The 18527-nt window shown below is 62.4% G+C and carries 15 protein-coding genes; 5 read left to right on the top strand and 10 right to left on the bottom strand.

Annotation, left to right across the window (positions count from 1 at the left end; translation table 11 throughout):
• Positions 1-67: 67 nt before the first annotated feature.
• The 5 genes from CWR53_RS18105 to CWR53_RS18085 form a co-directional block, all read right to left on the bottom strand.
• Positions 68-1678, bottom strand: a complete 1611-nt coding sequence (locus tag CWR53_RS18105) for an ABC transporter substrate-binding protein (protein WP_100852181.1) — start codon at positions 1676-1678, stop codon at positions 68-70.
• Positions 1679-1747: 69 nt separating this feature from the next.
• Positions 1748-3127: an OprD family porin gene (locus CWR53_RS18100; RefSeq protein WP_058604390.1), complete on the bottom strand. Its 1380-nt coding sequence runs from the start codon at positions 3125-3127 to the stop codon at positions 1748-1750.
• A 161-nt stretch (positions 3128-3288) separates the two neighbouring features.
• Entirely contained in the window at positions 3289-4881 is a 1593-nt protein-coding gene (locus tag CWR53_RS18095; RefSeq protein WP_100852180.1) for an ABC transporter substrate-binding protein, read from the bottom strand.
• Between the two features lie 138 nt (positions 4882-5019).
• The gene (locus CWR53_RS18090) at positions 5020-6645 is read right to left on the bottom strand and encodes an ABC transporter substrate-binding protein (protein WP_100852179.1); all 1626 of its coding nucleotides are present in this window, start codon (positions 6643-6645) and stop codon (positions 5020-5022) included.
• A 374-nt stretch (positions 6646-7019) separates the two neighbouring features.
• Positions 7020-7736, bottom strand: coding sequence for an SIMPL domain-containing protein (locus CWR53_RS18085; protein ID WP_058604393.1), 717 nt, complete (start codon positions 7734-7736; stop codon positions 7020-7022).
• 201 nt (positions 7737-7937) lie between these two features.
• Between CWR53_RS18085 and CWR53_RS18080 the strand changes: the two genes are divergently transcribed.
• The 4 genes from CWR53_RS18080 to CWR53_RS18065 all read left to right on the top strand — a co-directional run bounded on the left by CWR53_RS18080 (position 7938) and on the right by CWR53_RS18065 (position 12342).
• Entirely contained in the window at positions 7938-9194 is a 1257-nt protein-coding gene (locus tag CWR53_RS18080; RefSeq protein ID WP_058604394.1) for an ATP-binding protein, read from the top strand.
• Positions 9194-9754, top strand: coding sequence for a response regulator transcription factor (locus CWR53_RS18075; protein ID WP_058637486.1), 561 nt, complete (start codon positions 9194-9196; stop codon positions 9752-9754). The genes CWR53_RS18080 and CWR53_RS18075 overlap by 1 nt, the downstream gene beginning before the upstream one ends.
• Before the next feature lie 228 nt (positions 9755-9982).
• Positions 9983-10924, top strand: coding sequence for an AEC family transporter (locus CWR53_RS18070; RefSeq protein WP_078479064.1), 942 nt, complete (start codon positions 9983-9985; stop codon positions 10922-10924).
• 56 nt (positions 10925-10980) lie between these two features.
• A complete protein-coding gene (locus CWR53_RS18065; RefSeq protein ID WP_058604397.1) occupies positions 10981-12342 on the top strand; it encodes an amino acid permease in 1362 nt (453 codons plus the stop codon).
• 15 nt (positions 12343-12357) lie between these two features.
• Here CWR53_RS18065 and CWR53_RS18060 read toward each other — a convergent pair whose 3' ends face one another.
• The 5 genes from CWR53_RS18060 to gatC all read right to left on the bottom strand — a co-directional run bounded on the left by CWR53_RS18060 (position 12358) and on the right by gatC (position 17168).
• Entirely contained in the window at positions 12358-13401 is a 1044-nt protein-coding gene (locus CWR53_RS18060) for a calcium/sodium antiporter (RefSeq protein ID WP_058604398.1), read from the bottom strand.
• Between the two features lie 59 nt (positions 13402-13460).
• Positions 13461-13835, bottom strand: a complete 375-nt coding sequence (locus CWR53_RS18055) for a septal ring lytic transglycosylase RlpA family protein (protein WP_078479061.1) — start codon at positions 13833-13835, stop codon at positions 13461-13463.
• A 121-nt stretch (positions 13836-13956) separates the two neighbouring features.
• Positions 13957-15402: an Asp-tRNA(Asn)/Glu-tRNA(Gln) amidotransferase subunit GatB gene (gene gatB, locus CWR53_RS18050; protein WP_100852178.1), complete on the bottom strand. Its 1446-nt coding sequence runs from the start codon at positions 15400-15402 to the stop codon at positions 13957-13959.
• A gap of 11 nt (positions 15403-15413) precedes the next feature.
• Complete coding sequence (gene gatA / locus CWR53_RS18045; RefSeq protein WP_100852177.1) at positions 15414-16865, bottom strand: Asp-tRNA(Asn)/Glu-tRNA(Gln) amidotransferase subunit GatA; 1452 nt, start codon at positions 16863-16865, stop codon at positions 15414-15416.
• 15 nt (positions 16866-16880) lie between these two features.
• Complete coding sequence (gene gatC / locus CWR53_RS18040) at positions 16881-17168, bottom strand: Asp-tRNA(Asn)/Glu-tRNA(Gln) amidotransferase subunit GatC (RefSeq protein ID WP_023533299.1); 288 nt, start codon at positions 17166-17168, stop codon at positions 16881-16883.
• 206 nt (positions 17169-17374) lie between these two features.
• Here gatC and mreB point away from each other — a divergent pair, with 206 nt between their 5' ends.
• Complete coding sequence (gene mreB / locus CWR53_RS18035) at positions 17375-18412, top strand: rod shape-determining protein MreB (RefSeq protein ID WP_003255163.1); 1038 nt, start codon at positions 17375-17377, stop codon at positions 18410-18412.
• Positions 18413-18527 lie beyond the last annotated feature (115 nt).

Raw genomic sequence — 18527 nt, 5'->3', positions numbered from 1 at the left:
CCGCATGGCAGGTACCTGCCACGGCAGAGCCGCCATTGCCCACAGGGCAACGGCGGTCGTTGTTGTTCTACTTCACTCGGGTGGTAGCGAAGTTGTTGCTGGTCAGGGGGCTGATCACGTAGCCCTCCACGTTGTCACGCATGGCCGTGAACACCTTGGGGTGGGCCATGCTGATCCAGGGCTGGTCCTCATCGTACACCGTCAATGCCTCGCTATAGAGCCTGGCACGCTCGTCGTTGTCGCTCACCTCGCGGGCGCGGGTGATCAGTGCCTGGAATTTCGAGTTGCACCAGCGTGCATAGTTCTCGCCATTGCTGGCCGCCTCGCAGCTAAGCAAGGGGGTGAGGAAGTTGTCCGGGTCGCCGTTGTCGCCGGCCCAGCCACTGGACACCAGGTCCGCCTCGCCTTTCTTGGCACGGCGCAGCATTTCGGCCCATTCCATGACACGGATATCCAGCTTAAGGCCGATCTGCGCCAGGTCGGCCTGAAGCATCTCGGCGGACAGTCGCGGGTTTGGGTTGGTCGGGCCGCCGCCATTGCGGGTGAACAGGGTGATGACCGTGCCCTGGGGCACACCGGCTTGTTTTAGCAGCGCACGCGCCTGGTCGAGATCGCGTGGCGGGTTCTGGTTGGCGGTGTTATAGCCGATCATCGAAGGGGGATACGGGTTGACGCCGACCAGCGCATTGCCTTTGCCGAACAGCTGGTCGACGTGGGTCTGGCGGTCGAAGGCCATGTTGATCGCCTTGCGCACGCGTACATCACTCAGGTACGGATGCTGGGTGTTCATGGCAATGTAGCCGGTCACCAGCGCTTCGGTCTGCGCGACCTTCAGGCGCGGATCCGCCATGATCGACGGTACATCGTCCGGTTTGGGATACAGCGCAACCTGGCACTCGTTGGCGCGCAACTTCTGCAGGCGGACGTTACTGTCGGTGGCGATGGCGAAAACCAGGGCATCGGCGGGCGGCTTGCCACGGAAGTAGTCCGGGTTGGGCTTGAAGCGCACCTGGGCATCTTTGTTGTAGCGTTGGAAAATGAACGGCCCGGTGCCGATTGGCTTGCTGTTGAGCTCTGCCGTTTTGCCGGCTGCCAACAACTGATCGCCGTACTCGGCGGAATAGATGGACGTGAAGCCCATGGCCATGTCGCGCAGGAAAGGCGCCTCGGGCCGGGTCAGGGTGATCACCACGGTGTAGTCGTCGGTCTTGTCCACCGACTTGAGCAACGATTTGAAGGCCATGCTCTCGAAGTAGGGGTAGCCGATGCTGGTCTTGTCGTGCCAGGGGTGGTTCGGGTCAAGCTGGCGGCGCAAGCTCCAAAGCACATCGTCGGCGTTCAGATCGCGGCTGGGCTTGAAATAGTCGGTGGTGTGGAACTTGACCCCACGGCGAAGGTGGAAGGTATAGGTCAGGCCGTCGGCAGAAATGTCCCAGCGCTCGGCCAGGGCTGGTTGTACATCCGTGGTGCCGGGCTTGAAGTCCACCAGGCGGTTGAAGAGGGTTTCAGCTGCAGCGTCGAACGTCACCGCCGTGGTGTATTGCACCACGTCGAACCCTTCGGGGCTGGCCTCGGTGCACACCACCAGCGGCTTGGCGGCCAGCTGAGACGTGCTGCCCAGGATCAGCGTTGCCAGCAACAGCCGCAGTGCCGATGTCTTCTTGGTCACAGCTTGCATGGATCAATTCTCCCTGCGTTGTGCTCCAGCCTGACGCCCGACCCGCTGGCAAGCGGGCCGGGCGGCCGGTCAGAGGATGTTGAACGGAATGGTGGTCACGAGCCTGAATTCGTTCAGGCTGCCATCGCCCTGTGCCTTGCTTGCGCGGTGCGTGGTGTAGGTAGCGCGGATGCTGGTGTCCTTGAGCGGTCCGCTCTGTACCGCGTAGCTGGTGCCGATGCCCCACTCGTAATGGGTCTCGCCATCGAGGCCTTGGACGTCGTAGGCGCTGCCTCGGTAATGGGTGCCGTCGATGCCCCAGCCACGCGCGTTGTACAGGTTGAATTTCAGCCCTGGCACGCCGTAGTAGGCCATGTTGAGCACATAGGATAGCTGCAGCGATTTCTCGTTCGGGCCGTTGAAGTCCGACAGCAGCGAGTTGGCCAGGTAGATGCCGTTGGTTTCGTGGAGGTAGTCGAAATACTCGTTGCCATTGACCTGCTGCCAGGCGGCGGTAAGGGTGTGCGCCTGATGGGTCAGGCCCAGCGACAGGCTGTAGGTGTCGTTGTCGATGTCGCCCATCTTGCGGCTGCCGGCGTCCACCGTCTTGTAGTAGTTAAGGCCCGTGGACAGGCTGAGCACGGCGCTGTCGCCGAACATGTGATTGGCGCCGAAATAGTACTGGTTCCAGAAATCGTCGACCTTGGTGGCGTACAGGCTGGTGGTCAGGCTCTTGAGGGGCTGGTAGTTGATACCGACCGTGCTGGCGCGGTCGGTTTCCACCCCGGCCGCCCCGTATTCGCTGCGGAACTTGCTCAGGCTCTGCTCGGTACGTGGCGAGACCCGGTCGAAGGTACCCAGGTCGAACGTCAGGTTGTCGAATTCAGCGCTGTGCAGGAATGCGCCCTGGAAACTGGAGGGCAGGGCGCGGTTGCCGATGAAAGCGATCATCGGGGTATCGACGGCCTGACGACCGAGGGTCAGGGTGGTATTGGACATACGCGCCTTGACGTTGCCCAACCCCAGTTTGCTCCACTGGCCGATGGCATCGCCGTCGCTGTGGGTCAGGGTACGGTTGTTGGGCCCTGCAATCGCTTCGCGATCCTGCTGCAGGGCGATGGCATTGTAGCCGGCTGCCTCCACGGCAAAGCCCACCGTGCCCTGGGTAAAGCCCGAGGTGTAATTGAGGATGGTGCCCTGCACCCAGTTTTCACGCGTGTGGGTGGGGTGACGGGTACCGTCGCTCTTGTAGTAGCGCCATAGCGGTGCGCGGGTGGCGCGTTCACGGGCGTACCAGTTGCGCGTCGTCCCGCTCAAGCTCTGGCCATCGACGAAACCCTTGGCCTGCGCCTGGGCGCTTTGGGCTGCGACGGTGAGCGGCAAGTAGGCTTGGCTCTGTGGGTCGGCGTGGGCGGTGGAGGTTGCCGCGCCTATGGCTAACGCCAGCGCGCTCGAATTGAACAGTCTCACGATAGAAGCTCCTTTTCATTTCTAGTTATTGCCGGCCTTGTGGGCCGGGTGGGTGTTGCCGTGTTGCCTGGAGCGCCCCGGGATCACCGAGGCTGAAGCGGACGGTGGTCATGCATGGCGCGCGGGTCTCCCCACCTGCGCGCCACGCCTGCCCGGCGGTGCTAATCGACGCTGACGCCGGAAAAATCGTTGCGTCCGAACGGGCTGACCTTGAACCCGGACACTTGGGTGCTCAGGGGCTGATTGACAGTTGAGTGGGCCACTGGCGTGATCGGCACCTGCTGCTTGAGCCGCTGCTGGGCTTGCTGATAGAGCGTGGTGCGCTGGGCCTGGTCGGTGACCTGCTTGGCCTGCTTGACGAGGCTGTCGTACTGCGGGTCGCACCATTGCGAGTAGTTGTTGCTGCCAATGGCATCGCAGCTGTACAGCGTGCCCAGCCAGTTGTCGGGGTCGCCGTTGTCACCGGTCCAACCGATCAGCGCCACATCGTGCTCACCGCTCTTGAGGCGCTTGATGTATTCGCCCCATTCGTAGCTGACGATGCGCACTTTAAAGCCCAGCTTGCTCCAATCGGCTTGGAGCATTTCGGCCATCAGCTTGGCGTTAGGGTTGTAGGGGCGTTGCACCGGCATGGCCCACAGGGTGATTTCGGTGCCAGGCTTGACCCCGGCCTGCTCGAGCAGCTGGCGGGCTTTGTCTGGGTCATGGGGTGCATCGGTGATGCTGGTGTCGTAGGACCATTGTGTGGGCGGCATCGCGTTGACCGCCCGTTGCCCGGCTTGCTGGTACACCGCCTGCAGGATGGCTTGCTTGTTGACCGCCATGTCCATGGCCTGGCGCACCTCAAGCCGGTCGAATGGCGGGTGCTGGGTGTTGTAGGCGATATAGCCCAGGTTGAACCCTGCTTGCTGCAAGACCTGCACTTTGGGGTCCTGCTTGAGCCCTGGCAGGTCGGCCGGCCGCGGATGCAGGGTGACCTGGCACTCGTTGCGGCGCAGTTTCTGGATGCGCACCGACGGGTCGACATTGATCGAGAACACCAGGTTGTCGAGCTTTACCTGCTCGGGCGCCCAGTAGGCACGGTTGGCCTTGTAGCGGATCTGCGAGTCCTTCTGGTAACGCTGGAACACGAACGGGCCGGTGCCTATCGGTTGCTGGTTGATGTCGCTGGGCCGCCCGGTCTTGAGCAGTTGCTCGGCGTATTCGGCGGACAGGATCGATGCAACGCTCATGGCCAGGTTCTGGATGAACGCGGCATCTACCGTGTGCAGCGTGAACACCACGGTGTATGGGTCGGTTTTTTCGACGCCTGCGATGTTCTTGTCCAGGCCCATGCTGACGAAGTAGGGGAACTCGGTGGGGTAGGCCTTGCGAAACGGGTGCTGCCTGTCGAGCATGCGGTTGAAGGTGAACAGCACGTCATCTGCGTTGAAGGGCCGGCTGGGGGTGAAGGCCTTGTTGCTGTGAAAGCTCACGCCTTCGCGCAGGTGAAAGGTGTAGCGCAGGCCGTTCTCGCTGACTTCCCAGCGGGTGGCCAGGGCAGGGTGCACCGCCGTGCCGCCGCGTTCAAACTCCACCAGGCGGTTGTAGATCGGCTGGGCGGCGTCATTGTCGGTGGCGGTGGTGTATTGGGCCGTATCGAAACCGGCCGGGCTGCCTTCGGAGCAGAACACCAGGTTGTTGGCCATCACCGCTGGCGTCTGGCCGAGGAGGGTCAGGGCGAGCAGTGTAGAAAGTCGGGTCAGGTGGCGCATGCTAAGTCCTTTTGGGTGCGGGGCCGGCTCCGGGCACGAATCGCGGCAACAGTTCGCCTGTCCCGCACGCTTGGCAGCGGGACGACTGGGTATGGATTGGGTGGGTCAGGCGCCCGTCAGGCGGGCGCAGCCCTCAGGCTATTTGTCCACGCTGACGCCGTAGAACGCGTTCAGGGCAAATGGACTGATCTTGAAGTCCTTCACCTTGGCACTCATGGGCTGGTAGACGGTGGAGTGGGCGATCGGGGTGATCGGCACCTGTTCCTTGAGGATGTGCTGGGCTTTCTGATAAAGCTCGGTACGCTTGGCCTGGTCGGAGGTGGCCTTGGCCTGCTTGATCAAGTCATCGTAGGGCTTGTAGCACCACTTGGAGAAGTTGTTGCCGTCGATGGCGTCGCAGCCATACAAGGTGCCCAGCCAGTTGTCAGGGTCGCCATTGTCCCCGCTCCAGCCAATGAGCATGGCGCCCTGTTCGCCCGCCTTGGAGCGCTTGATGTACTCACCCCATTCATAGCTGACGATCTTGGCCTTGATACCGACCTTGGCCCAGTCTGCCTGGAGCATCTCGGCCATCAGCTTGGCGTTGGGGTTGTACGGGCGCTGGACCGGCATGGCCCAAAGAGTGATTTCGGTGCCGTCCTTGATGCCGGCTTCCTTGAGCAATTGGCGGGCCTTGTCGGGGTCGTAGGGAGCGTCCTTGATGCTGCTGTCATACGACCACTGGGTCGGCGGCATGGCATTGACCGCCAGCTGGCCTGCCCCCTGGTACACCGACTCGATGATTTTCTGCTTGTCCACGGCCATGTCCAGCGCCTGGCGCACCTTGAGCTGGGCCATGGGGTTGGGCTGGGTGCTGCCCTTGACCTGGTCCATCACGTTGTAGGCGATGTAGCCCAGGTTGAAGCCCGCCTGCTGGGGCATCTGCAGCTTGGGGTCCTGCTTGAGCGGGGCGATATCGGCCGGGCGCGGGAACAGCGTGACCTGGCACTCGTTCTTCTTGAGTTTCTGCATGCGCACCGAAGCATCGGTGGTGATGGCGAAGATCAGGTTGTCGATCTTCACGTCCTCGGGTTTCCAGTAGTCCTTGTTACCCTTGAAGCGGATCTGCGCGTCTTTCTGGTACTTGCTGAACACGAACGGGCCGGTGCCGATCGGCTTCTGGTTGATGTCGGCGGCCTTGCCATTCTTGAGCAACTGGTCGGCGTACTCGGCGGACTGGATGGACGCAAAGCTCATGGCCAGGTTCTGGATGAAAGCGGCGTCGACGTCGTTGAGAGTGAACTTGACCGTATGGTCGTCCAGTTTCTCGACGCCGGCGATGTTCTTGTCCATGCCCATGTCGGTGAAGTATGGGAACTCGGTGGGGTAGGCCTTGCGGAACGGATGGTCCTTGTCGAGCATGCGGTTGAACGTGAACAGCACGTCGTCTGCATTGAACGGGCGGGTGGGCTTGAAGTAATCGGTGGTGTGGAACTTCACGCCTTCGCGCAGGTGGAAGGTGTAGGTCTTGCCATCCTCCGCCACCTCCCAGCGCGTTGCCAGCCCAGGAATGACCGCGGTGCCGCCTCGCTCGAACTGAGTCAACCGGTTGAAAACCGTTTCGGCAGAGGCGTCGAAATCGGTACCAGTGGTGTATTGCCCCGGGTCGAAACCGGCCGGGCTGCCTTCTGAACAGAACACCAGGTTGGAAGCGGCGAAGGCCGACGGGGCGCCGGTGAGCAAACCTGCGCCTAGCAGGAACGGAATGACTGCATGTTTGAGCATGTTGGCCTCATTGTTGTCATTGTTCAGAAGAGGCGGCCTCGTGAGCCGACCTGCGGATACTTATGCAGGGGTGGGCCCAATGCAATATGCACAAGGTTAGTCGGGACTTGAAATGTGGCACGGCAGTACATGAATGTCGCATCGCTGTAACTTTTGACGGAGTTAAACGTTTGCGAGGGCAGAATGGTGGCTTTTTGCAGAATATTGCTGATTAAAGGAAGATGTCGGGAAAGGCTTAAGAGGGTGTAGGAAATCTCTTAAAATGCGGGCTACCCGTTAGGGGAAGAAGAAAAGCCCTGGCGGGCCAGTGAAGGCGCCAGGGCATCTGCTGCTGGTCAGGGGCTGGCCTTGGACCTACCCCTGCCACCTTGCGGTCAGGGCATCTGAACTTCGATCAAGCCATCGGCGTTCATGCTCACTTCGCTGGTGCCCGCCTCGATGTCCGGCGCGGGCGCAGCCTCGTCTGCTGCCATGGCTTTCATCGCCATCGGCGCACTGCGCAGGTAAGGACGTGGGTAGCCGCTGCTGTTCAAGTTGAGGCTGACCACCTTGTAACCGCTGCCGCCCAGGGCTTCGGTGGCCAACTGGGCGCGCGCCTTGAACGCGTCGACGGCCTCCTTGAGCAGCGCGTCTTCGCTGGACTTGCGGGTAGCCGGTGCGATGGAGAAGTCCATGCCGCCCATTTTCAGGTCTTGCAGCAGCTCGGCGGTGAGCTGTGAAAGCGCCGGGAAGTCCGCGCTTTCGAGCCGCAGCTCGGCACGCTCGCGCCAGCCGGTGATTTTCTGGCCCTTGGTGTCGTACACCGGGTAGCTGTTGCGGCTGCCCTGGCTGATCTTGACGTCCTTGACCTGGCGCGACTGCTGCACGGCCTTGTTCATGGTCTCGGTGATCTGCTTGGCAAGCTTGCTCGGGTCGGTGTTCTGCGCTTCGCTGTAGAGGGTCACAACCATCAGGTCGCGTGCCACTTCCTTGCTCACTTCGGCGCGCAGCGACACCTGGTTGAAGCGCGGTTCATCGGCGGCCAGCGCTGGCAGGCTGGCCAGCAGACCGCAGGACAAGAGAAGGGCAGCGCCGCGACGTTGGATTAGCATAAGGTGCTCCTTGGCAGATGAAAGCGTGGGGTGTGGCCATCCATTCCACGCATGGCCCATCAGACCGGGAACAGTATAGTGGGTTCAGCGCTGGCCCCATGAAGCTGTGACAAAGTGTGGCGGTTTGCCGCATCACTGCAGCAGCATGCCCCGCTTCGGTATACTCCAGCCGATTTTCTGGAGCACTCATCAGGAGAGCTCATGCTCGCCGCCGTACAACCGCTGTCCGCTACACGCCAGAACCTCTGGCGACTGACCGTCATTCGCGTTCTTGTGTTGGCCGCCCAGGCCGGCTCGGTGGGCGTGGCCTACTGGACCGAGCTGTTGCCACTGCCCTGGCTGTCGCTGGCCGGCACCCTGGCCTTGTCCTCGCTGCTGTGCGCGTTCACGGCGCTGCGCCTGCGCTTGTCGCTGCCGGTCACCGAACTCGAATATGCCCTGCAACTGGCGTGCGACCTGTTGATACACAGCGCCCTGCTGTACTACTCCGGCGGCTCGACCAACCCCTTCGTGTCCTACTACCTGGTGCCGCTGGCGATCGCGGCGGTTACGCTGCCCTGGCTGTATTCGCTGATTCTGTCGGGCATCGCGCTGACGGCCTACAGCCTGCTGCTGGTGCAGTTCTACCCGCTCGAAGGCCTGCCACTGGCACGGGACAAGATGCAGGTCTACGGCATGTGGCTGAGCATTGCGCTGGCCGCCGCGGTGATCACGTTCTTTGCCGCGCGCATGGCCGAGGAACTTCGGCGCCAGGAGCACCTGCGCTCGGAGCGCCGCGAAGAAAGCCTGCGCGATGAGCAGTTGCTGGCCGTGGCCACCCAGGCTGCGGGCGCAGCCCACGAGCTGGGTACGCCGCTGGCGACGATGAGCGTGTTGCTCAACGAGATGCGCCAGGATCACACTGATCCGCTGCTGCAGGAAGACCTGCAGATACTTCAGGACCAGGTCAAGCTGTGCAAGGAAACCCTGCAACAGCTGGTTCGCGCAGCCGAGGCCAATCGCCGGCTGGCCATCGTCGAGCAGGACGTCACCGTCTGGCTCGACGAGGCCCTCAACCGCTGGCACCTGATGCGCCCGGAAGCCAGTTACCGCTTCCAGCGCCTGCGTGATGGTCTTGTCCCCCGGCTGACGCCGCCGCCTGATCTGACCCAGGCGCTGCTCAACCTGTTGAACAACGCCGCCGATGCCTGTCCCGATGATCTGGAGGTGCGCCTGGATTGGGATCACCAGGACATCGTCATCAGCATCCGCGACCATGGCCCTGGCGTACCGCCAGCCATCGCCGAAGCCATTGGCAAACCTTTCATTACCACCAAGGGCAAGGGCTTCGGCCTGGGCCTGTTCCTGAGCAAGGCCAGCGTCACCCGTGCGGGTGGCTCAGTGAAACTCTATAGTCATGAACAAGGTGGCACCCTGACCGAATTGCGCCTGCCCTACGGCACGCGAGGAGAAGCATGATGAGTGAAGAAAACCAGGTTGAAACCGAAGAGCTGCCGCACCTGCTGCTGGTGGACGACGATGCCACCTTCACCCGGGTGATGGCCCGGGCCATGAGCCGCAGGGGCTTTCGGGTGAGCACCGCCAGCTCGGCCGAAGAAGGTTTGATCCTGGCCCAGCAAGACCTGCCGGACTACGCCACGCTCGACCTGAAAATGGACGGGGATTCGGGCCTGGTGCTGCTGCCCAAGCTGCTGGAGCTGGACCCGGAAATGCGGGTCGTCATCCTGACCGGGTACTCGAGCATCGCCACGGCAGTGGAAGCGGTTAAGCGCGGCGCCTGCAACTACCTGTGCAAACCGGCCGACGCTGACGATGTGCTGGCGGCCTTGTTGTCCGAGCACACCGACCTAGACACCCTGGTGCCGGAAAACCCCATGTCCGTGGACCGTCTGCAGTGGGAACACATCCAGCGCGTGTTGAACGAGCACGAGGGCAACATCTCGGCGACCGCGCGCGCGCTGGGCATGCACCGCCGGACATTGCAGCGCAAATTGCAGAAGCGGCCAGTGCGGCGTTGAATGCTGCTGCAGGCGCGATCTTGGCGGATGCCGGACCGGCCGCGATGAGCCCAGATGTACTGGGGCTGCGAGTTTGAAATCCTGCGGCCGCTGCGCGGCCCATCGCGTCCGGTTCAGTACTCCAGCAGGGCCGCTTGCAAGGCCATCACGGCACAATGCCCGCAAATCCTGGCCGTTGGCGTATCATTAGCCCCCTAACGGCAACCCCCCTTTCAGGATTGTGCGCCCATGCTTGCCCTTCTCATCCAGACGCTGAACATCACGGCGCCCGTTTTCGCCATGTTGTTTCTGGGCGTGTTGCTTCGCCGTATCCACCTGATCGACGACAACTTCAACAAGGTCGCCTCGCAACTGGTGTTCAACGTCTGCATGCCGGCCTTGCTGTTTCTGGGCATCTATCATGCCGACCTGGCGGCTGCGGTCCGGCCCGGGATCATGCTCTATTTCACGGTGGCCACCCTGGCCGGATTTGCCATCGCCTGGGGCATGGCCGTCTGGCGCAGCCCGTGGGCCGACCGAGGCATTTACACCCAGGGGGCCTTTCGCGGCAACAACGGCGTGATTGGCCTGGCATTGGCCGCCAGCTTGTACGGCGACTATGGCATCTCATTGGGTGCAGTGTTGGCCGGGTTGGTGATCCTGCTGTACAACTCGTTGTCTGCCATCGTGCTGGCGGTCTACAGCCCCGATCTGAAGTCCGACCCGTGGAGCATCCTCAAAAGCATCCTGAAAAACCCCCTGATCCTCAGCGTGCTGGTCGCCATTCCCATGGCCTACGGCCAAGTCCCGTTGCCAAATTGGCTGCTTACCTCCGGTGATTACCTGGCGCAGATGACGCTGCCCCTGGCCCTGATCTGCATTGGCGGCACCCTGTCGCTGACGGCTCTGCGCGACAGCGGTCGGCTGGCCGTGGACGCCAGCCTGGTAAAAATGGCCTGGTTGCCGCTGATCGGTACCCTTGGTGCCTGGCTTTGTGGTTTTCGCGGGGCCGAACTGGGCATCCTGTTCCTCTACATCGGCAGCCCTACCGCAGCGGCCAGCTACGTGATGGCGCGGGCGGCCAACGGCAACCATGAACTGGCCGCTTCGATCATCGTGATCACCACGCTGATGGCCGCGATCACCACCAACATTGGTATTTTCATCTTGCAGTGGGGCGGATGGATCTAGATCCTTGACTGCAAACAACAGCAACAGCATTGCCTCACTGAGCGAAAGGACACTTCATGCAAGACCAGAGCACGCCCGAGCGGTTACAGCGCGGGCTGAAGAATCGTCACATCCAGCTGATCGCGCTCGGCGGCGCCATCGGCACGGGGTTGTTCCTGGGCATCGCCCAGACCATTCAGCTGGCCGGCCCCTCGGTCTTGCTGGGCTATGCCATTGCTGGCCTGATGGCTTTCCTGATCATGCGCCAGCTTGGGGAAATGGTCGTCGAAGAGCCGGTCGCCGGTAGCTTCAGCCATTTTGCCCACCAGTACTGGAGCGAGTTCGCAGGCTTCGTGTCTGGCTGGAACTACTGGGTAGTCTACGTGTTGGTCGGCATGGCCGAGCTGACGGCGGTGGGTATCTACGTCCAGTACTGGTGGCCTGAGTTTCCAACCTGGGCCACGGCCGCGATCTTCTTCGTGGTGATCAACCTGATCAACCTCACCCAGGTGAAGGTTTATGGTGAGATGGAGTTCTGGTTCGCCTTGGTAAAAATCGTGGCCATCGTCAGCATGATAGGCTTCGGCGCCTGGTTGCTCAGCACCGGCAGCGGCGGCCCGGATGCCAGTGTGGCCAACCTGTGGCAATACGGCGGGTTCTTCCCCAACGGCGTGACCGGCCTGGTCATGGCCCTGGCCGTGATCATGTTTTCGTTCGGTGGCCTGGAACTGGTAGGCATCACGGCCGCCGAGGCCGACAATCCGCGCCAGAGCATTCCCAAGGCCACCAACCAGGTGGTCTACCGGATCCTGATCTTCTACATCGGCGCGCTTGCGGTGCTGCTTTCGCTGTACCCCTGGCAGAAAGTGGTACAAGGCGGTAGCCCGTTCGTGATGATCTTCCATGAACTGGACAGCGACCTGGTCGCGACCATCCTCAACATCGTGGTCCTGACAGCGGCGTTGTCGGTTTACAACAGTTGCGTGTACGCCAACAGCCGCATGCTGTTCGGCCTGGCCAGCCAAGGCGATGCCCCGCGTCAGTTGCTCAAGGTCAGCCGCAGCGGTGTACCCCTGGCAGCTTTAGGCATTTCTGCCCTGGCCACGGGCCTGTGCGTGGTGATCAATTACCTGATGCCCGGCCAAGCCTTTGGCCTGCTGATGGCACTGGCGGTGTCGGCATTGGTGATCAACTGGGCCAGCATCAGCATCACCCACCTCAAGTTCCGCAAGGCCAAGCGCGCGGCAGGGGTACAGCCCTTCTACCAGAGCTTGGGTCATCCGTTCACCAACTACCTGTGCCTGGCCTTCATCGTGCTGATTTTGGTGGTGATGTACCTGACGCCACCTATTCGCATCTCCGTGATGTTGATCCCAGGCTGGATCCTGCTGCTGTGGGTAGCCTTCAAGTTGAAGAAGGCTCGCCAGGCCAGCCGCTGATCCGACGCTCGGTACTCAATGCTGGCGGCGCCAGGCGCGCACCGTGGTGTACACCAACACCACCGCCAGCACGGGCAATACATAGAGCAGCATCAGGCGCTCCAGGCGCTCGGCCAGGGGCATGCCCATGGTGAAAGCGGCGATGTGCAGGCCGTAGGCCAGGTACAGGCACAGGAACACCAGCCCTTCTGCCCGGGTGATGCGATAGCCCGAATAAAACACCGGCAAGCTCAACGCGGCCACGCCCAGCATGACGGGCAGGTCGAAATCCAGCGCATTGGGCGAAATCGACAAGGGCTCGGGGGTCACCACGGCGGTCAGGCCCAACACGCCCAGCAGGTTGAACAGGTTGCTGCCGATCACGGTGCCCACGGCGATCTCGCGTTCACCGCGCAAGGCAGCGATCAGGGCTGCCGCCAGTTCCGGCAACGACGTACAGATGGCCACCACCGTAAGGCCGATGACGCGCTCGGACAGGCCCAGGTCGGTGGCCACCTCCACGGCCGCGTCGAGCAGCAGATGACCGGCCAGGCTCAGCAGCCCCAGGCCTGCCATCACCAACAGCAGCGCAGCGCACCAGAAGCGCGCCGGGCTTTGTGGCACCGATGGCGGGGCAGGGTAGGTGCGTGCGTAGTGACGGGACTGGTGCCAGAGCATGGCCAGATAACCCACCAGCCCCAGCAGCAGCAACACGCCTTCAACGCGGCCCAGATAGCCATTGGCAGCCAACCCGTAGACCAAGGCACTGGCCAGGATCATCAACGGGATATCCAGGCGTACCAGCTGGCGAGAGACGCGAAGCGGAATGACCAGGGCTGCCAGGCCAAGAATGGCCAGCACATTGAAGATGTTGCTGCCGATGACGCTGCCCACGGCAACGTCCGGTGCGCCTTGGTAGGCGGCCTGCAGGCTGAGGGTCAACTGGGGTGCGGTGCTGCCGAATGCCACCAGGCTCAGCCCGATGATCAGCGGTCGGACATGAAGGCGTTGCGCCAGGCGCAGTGCAGCCCGTACCAGCAGTTCGGCGCCGGCGACCAACAGCAGCAAGGCGATGCCCAGCTGCAGCAGGCTGAACGTGGGGAGGGTGGCCAGATCGAAAATGGTAGGGCTCCTGGGCGTCAGTCACTAAGACCTTGTACTCGCACGCGCGCCGTTCCGCTACGCACCATGCCAATTTTTTCAGCGGCAGCCCGAGACAGGTCGATCAGTCGACTGCGGGCGTGCGGGCCGCGGTCATTGATACGGACCACGACGCTGCGTCGATTGGCCAGGTTGGTCACCAGCACCCGGCTGCCGAACGGCAGGTTGCGATGAGCCGCCGTCAGGCCATGCTGATTGAACGCCTCGCCGCTGGCGGTGCGTTTGCCGTGATGGCGGGCACCGTAGTAGGAGGCAGTACCCGTGCGGTCATATCCTCGCGGGTCGATGTCATGGCTGGCGCAGCCTGCCAGACAGGAAAAGAGGGCCAAACTGGCCAGAGAACGTTTCAACATGCAGGTACTCCAGTGCGCCCCAGCTTGTGACCGGGCGCGGGACAAACCAAGGTTGACCAGGGTGCGCTGGTCAGCCTCGGCTGGTCTGTCAGCGAGGGCGAGCCCCCGCTGGAGGGTACGGTCAACCTTCGAGCTTGGTCTTGAGCAGCTGATTCACCTGCCCAGGGTTGGCCTTGCCCTTGGATGCCTTCATGGCTTGGCCGACGAAGAAGCCGAACATCTTGCCGCGCTTGGCCTCGTCGGCGGCGCGGTACTGTTCGACCTGTTCGGCGTTGGCCGCCAGCACCTCGTCGAGCATCGATTCGATAGCGCCACTGTCGGTGACCTGCTTGAGGCCGCGGCTTTCGATGATGGTGTCGGCATCGCCTTCACCTGCGGCCATGGCCTCGAACACGGTCTTGGCGATCTTGCCGCTGATGGTGTTGTCGCGGATGCGCACCAGCATGCCGCCCAACTGTGCGGCGGTGACCGGGGCCTGGTCGATCTCGATGCCGAGCTTGTTGAGCAGGCTGCCCAGCTCGACCATGACCCAGTTGGCGGCCATTTTGGCGTCGCCCCCGAGCTTGACCACTTCCTCGAAGTAGTCCGCCTGTTCACGGCTCGAGGCCAGTACGTTGGCATCGTACGCCGACAGCCCGTACTGGCTCTGGAAGCGCTCGACTTTCTGGGTGGGCAGTTCCGGCAAGCCGGCGCGCACGGTTTCCAGGAAGCTGTCCTCGATGACCACCGGCAGCAGGTCCGGGTCGGGGAAGTAACGGTAGTCGTTGGCTTCCTCCTTGCTGCGCATGGAGCGGGTTTCGTCCTTGTTCGGATCGTACAGGCGCGTTTCCTGAACCACCTTGCCGCCGTCCTCGATCAAGTCGATCTGGCGTTGGATTTCGCTGTTGATCGCGCGCTCGATGAAGCGGAACGAGTTGACGTTCTTGATCTCGCAGCGAGTGCCAAACTCGATCTGGCCCTTGGGCCGGATCGACACGTTGCAGTCGCAGCGCAGCGACCCTTCGGCCATGTTGCCGTCGCAGATGCCCAGGTAGCGCACCAGCGCATGGATGGCCTTGACGTAGGCCACCGCTTCCTTGGCGCTGCGCATGTCGGGCTCGGACACGATTTCCAGCAGCGGGGTGCCGGCACGGTTCAGGTCGATGCCGGTGGAGCCGCTGAAATCTTCGTGCAGGCTCTTGCCCGCATCTTCTTCCAGGTGGGCGCGGGTCACGCCAATGCGCTTGATGGTGCCGTCTTCCAGGGCGATGTCCAGGTGGCCCTTGCCCACAATGGGCAGGTCCATCTGGCTGATCTGGTAGCCCTTGGGCAGGTCAGGGTAGAAGTAGTTCTTGCGCGCGAACACGTTGCGCTTGCCGATTTCGGCATCGATGGCCAGGCCGAACATGCACGCCATGCGTACCGCTTCCTGGTTCAGGACCGGCAGTACACCTGGCATGCCCAGGTCGACCAGGCTCGCCTGCGTATTGGGTTGCGAGCCAAACGTGGTGGCACTACCGGAAAAGATTTTCGACTGGGTGGCGAGCTGAGTGTGGATTTCCAGCCCGATCACAACTTCCCATTGCATGTGTCTGTTCCTCAGAAGCCGTTAGGGGCGCGGGTGTGCCAATCGGTCACCTGCTGGTAGCGATGGGCTACGTTGAGCAGGCGGCCTTCCTGGAAATAGGGCGCCAGCAACTGCACGCCCACCGGCAGGCCATCGACGAAGCCGGCTGGCATCGAGAGGCCTGGCAGGCCCGCGAGGTTGGCCGTGATGGTGTAGACGTCCTCGAGGTAGGCGGCAACCGGATCGCTGCTCTTGGCGCCCAGTTTCCAGGCCGGGTTGGGCGTGGTCGGGCCGAGAATCAGGTCGACGTCCTTGAAGGCAGCCATGAAGTCGTTCTTGATCAGGCGGCGAATTTGCTGGGCCTTCACGTAGTAAGCGTCATAGTAGCCCGCCGACAGGGCGTAGGTGCCGACCATGATCCGGCGCTGCACTTCGGCGCCGAAGCCTTCGCCACGGGAACGCTTGTACAGGTCGGTCAGGTCCTTGGGCGCCTCGCAGCGATGACCGAAGCGAACACCGTCGAAACGCGACAGGTTCGAGGACGCTTCTGCCGGGGCGATCACATAGTACGCCGGGATGGCGTGCTGCATGTTCGGCAGGCTGATTTCCTTGACCACCGCGCCGAGCTTTTCCAGTTCCTTGACGCTGGCCTGTACGAGGTCGGCAATGCGCGGGTCCAGGCCAGAACCGAAGTACTCCTTCGGCAGACCGATGCGCAGCCCTTGCAGCGAATCACCCAGGGTGGCGCTGTAGTCGGGAACCGGCTCCTCGATGCTGGTCGAGTCCTTGGCGTCGAAGCCGGCCATGCCTTGCAGCAGCAGCGCGCAGTCTTCGGCCGTGCGGGCCAGGGGGCCGCCCTGATCCAGGCTTGAGGCATAGGCGATCATGCCCCAGCGCGAGACGCGCCCGTAAGTGGGCTTGAGGCCGGTGAGGTTGGTCAGCGCGGCCGGCTGACGGATCGAGCCGCCGGTGTCGGTGCCGGTGGTCACCGGCAACAGGCGCGCGGCTACGGCAGCGGCCGAGCCGCCGGACGAGCCACCGGGTACGTGCTCGAGGTTCCAGGGGTTCTTCACCGCGCCGTAGTGGCTCGATTCGTTGGCCGAACCCATGGCGAACTCGTCCATGTTGGTCTTGCCCAACGTCACCATGCCGGCTTCGGCGAGCTTGGCCACCACAGTGGCGTCATAGGGCGCCTTGAAGGTGTCGAGCATCTTCGAGGCGCAGCTGGTGCGCACGCCCTGTGTGCAGAACAGGTCCTTGTGGGCAATGGGCGCGCCCAGCAACGCCCCACCTTCGCCAGCGGCACGGCGGGCATCGGCGGCACGTGCCTGGCCCAGGGCCAGCTCGTCGGTCACGGTGATGAAGCTGTTGAGCTGTGGGTCGAGCTGCTTGATACGGTCCAGCAGGGCGCCGGTCAGCTCTTCGGAGGAAAACGACTTGTCGGCGAGTCCGCGGGCGATCTCGGCCAGGGTCAATTGATGCATGGCAGGCTCTATCCCTTACTCGATGACTTTCGGAACCAGGTACAGACCGTTCTCGGTCTGCGGGGCGACGGCCTGATAAGCGTCGCGCTGGTTGTGCTCGGTGACCTGGTCGGGGCGCAGGCGCTGGCTGGCCTCCAGGGGGTGAGCCAGGGGTTCGATGCCGGCGGTGTCCACCGCTTGCATCTGGTCGACCAACCCGAGGATGCTGTTCAAGGCGTCGGTAATGCGTGGCAGTTCGCCATCATTTAGGCCCAGTCGGGCCAGATGGGCGATCTTTTCCACGTCGCAGCGTTCAAGCGCCATGGGGATCTCCAGAAGGATAGAAAGAACGGATTCAGTGTCCGCAATGAGGAACATGTCAGCTTTTTGGCGGTCCAATGGCCGCGATCATCGGCTGGCATGCTCGGAAAAACAGCCAATTTAACATATTGGCTCCTTGCCCAAAATCCCTGCCATTGTTAGAGTTTGCCGCACTTTTTTACCCACGCTTTCCCCAGGGTCACTTTCCCATGTTCAAGAAACTGCGTGGCATGTTTTCCAGCGATCTGTCCATCGACCTGGGTACTGCCAACACCCTAATTTACGTGCGTGAGCGCGGTATCGTCCTGAATGAGCCCTCGGTTGTTGCCATCCGTACCCATGGCAATCAGAAAAGCGTCGTCGCCGTCGGTACCGAAGCCAAACGCATGCTGGGCCGTACGCCTGGCAACATCGCAGCCATTCGTCCGATGAAGGACGGCGTGATCGCCGACTTCAGCGTGTGCGAAAAAATGTTGCAATACTTTATCAACAAGGTTCATGAGAACAGCTTCCTGCAGCCCAGCCCCCGCGTGCTGATCTGCGTGCCGTGCAAGTCCACCCAGGTTGAGCGCCGCGCCATTCGCGAGTCGGCCCTGGGTGCAGGTGCCCGCGAAGTGTTCCTGATCGAAGAACCCATGGCCGCTGCCATCGGTGCCGGCCTGCCGGTCGAAGAGGCCCGTGGCTCCATGGTCGTCGACATCGGCGGCGGTACCACCGAAATCGCGCTGATCTCGCTCAACGGCGTGGTGTATGCCGAATCGGTGCGTGTGGGTGGCGACCGCTTCGACGAAGCCATCGTGACCTACGTGCGCCGTAACTACGGCAGCCTGATCGGCGAATCCACCGCCGAGCGCATCAAGCAGGAAATCGGCACTGCCTACCCGGGCGGTGAAGTGCGTGAAGTTGATGTCCGCGGCCGTAACCTGGCCGAAGGCGTACCGCGTGCGTTCACCCTGAACTCCAACGAAGTGCTCGAAGCGCTGCAGGAGTCGCTGGCGACCATCGTCCAGGCGGTCAAGAGTGCCCTGGAGCAATCGCCACCTGAACTAGCTTCCGACATCGCCGAACGTGGCCTGGTGTTGACCGGCGGCGGCGCACTGCTGCGTGACCTGGACAAGCTACTGGCCCAGGAAACCGGGCTGCCGGTCATCGTCGCCGAAGACCCGCTGACCTGTGTCGCACGCGGGGGCGGTCGAGCCCTGGAAATGATGGATAAGCACGCAATGGACCTGCTCTCGAGCGAGTGATGCTTACTCGCTGCTCGTGAGCCCCGGTTTACAGGTAGCACGCACAGTGCTACCTGTATGTGCTGGCCGGTGCCCGTTCGGGTGCCTCATCCATCAATTCGCAACCAGGCTGGTG

It is taken from the genome of Pseudomonas sp. SGAir0191 (assembly GCF_002812565.2).
GTDB lineage: Bacteria > Pseudomonadota > Gammaproteobacteria > Pseudomonadales > Pseudomonadaceae > Aquipseudomonas > Aquipseudomonas parafulva_B.
Note: the sequence above shows the minus strand (reverse complement) of the source record. Positions and strands in the feature narration are given on the sequence as shown.

What these genes read in the sequence shown, in the direction of transcription:
- CWR53_RS18105 (WP_100852181.1), bottom strand. Translation starts at nt 1,678, where the DNA reads ATGCAAGCTGTGACCAAGAAGACATCGGCACTGCGGCTGTTGCTGGCA.
- CWR53_RS18095 (WP_100852180.1), bottom strand. Translation starts at nt 4,881, where the DNA reads ATGCGCCACCTGACCCGACTTTCTACACTGCTCGCCCTGACCCTCCTC.
- CWR53_RS18090 (WP_100852179.1), bottom strand. Translation starts at nt 6,645, where the DNA reads ATGCTCAAACATGCAGTCATTCCGTTCCTGCTAGGCGCAGGTTTGCTC.
- CWR53_RS18085 (WP_058604393.1), bottom strand. Translation starts at nt 7,736, where the DNA reads ATGCTAATCCAACGTCGCGGCGCTGCCCTTCTCTTGTCCTGCGGTCTG.
- CWR53_RS18080 (WP_058604394.1), top strand. Translation starts at nt 7,938, where the DNA reads ATGCTCGCCGCCGTACAACCGCTGTCCGCTACACGCCAGAACCTCTGG.
- CWR53_RS18075 (WP_058637486.1), top strand. Translation starts at nt 9,194, where the DNA reads ATGAGTGAAGAAAACCAGGTTGAAACCGAAGAGCTGCCGCACCTGCTG.
- CWR53_RS18070 (WP_078479064.1), top strand. Translation starts at nt 9,983, where the DNA reads ATGCTTGCCCTTCTCATCCAGACGCTGAACATCACGGCGCCCGTTTTC.
- CWR53_RS18065 (WP_058604397.1), top strand. Translation starts at nt 10,981, where the DNA reads ATGCAAGACCAGAGCACGCCCGAGCGGTTACAGCGCGGGCTGAAGAAT.
- CWR53_RS18055 (WP_078479061.1), bottom strand. Translation starts at nt 13,835, where the DNA reads ATGTTGAAACGTTCTCTGGCCAGTTTGGCCCTCTTTTCCTGTCTGGCA.
- gatB (WP_100852178.1), bottom strand. Translation starts at nt 15,402, where the DNA reads ATGCAATGGGAAGTTGTGATCGGGCTGGAAATCCACACTCAGCTCGCC.
- gatA (WP_100852177.1), bottom strand. Translation starts at nt 16,865, where the DNA reads ATGCATCAATTGACCCTGGCCGAGATCGCCCGCGGACTCGCCGACAAG.
- gatC (WP_023533299.1), bottom strand. Translation starts at nt 17,168, where the DNA reads ATGGCGCTTGAACGCTGCGACGTGGAAAAGATCGCCCATCTGGCCCGA.
- mreB (WP_003255163.1), top strand. Translation starts at nt 17,375, where the DNA reads ATGTTCAAGAAACTGCGTGGCATGTTTTCCAGCGATCTGTCCATCGAC.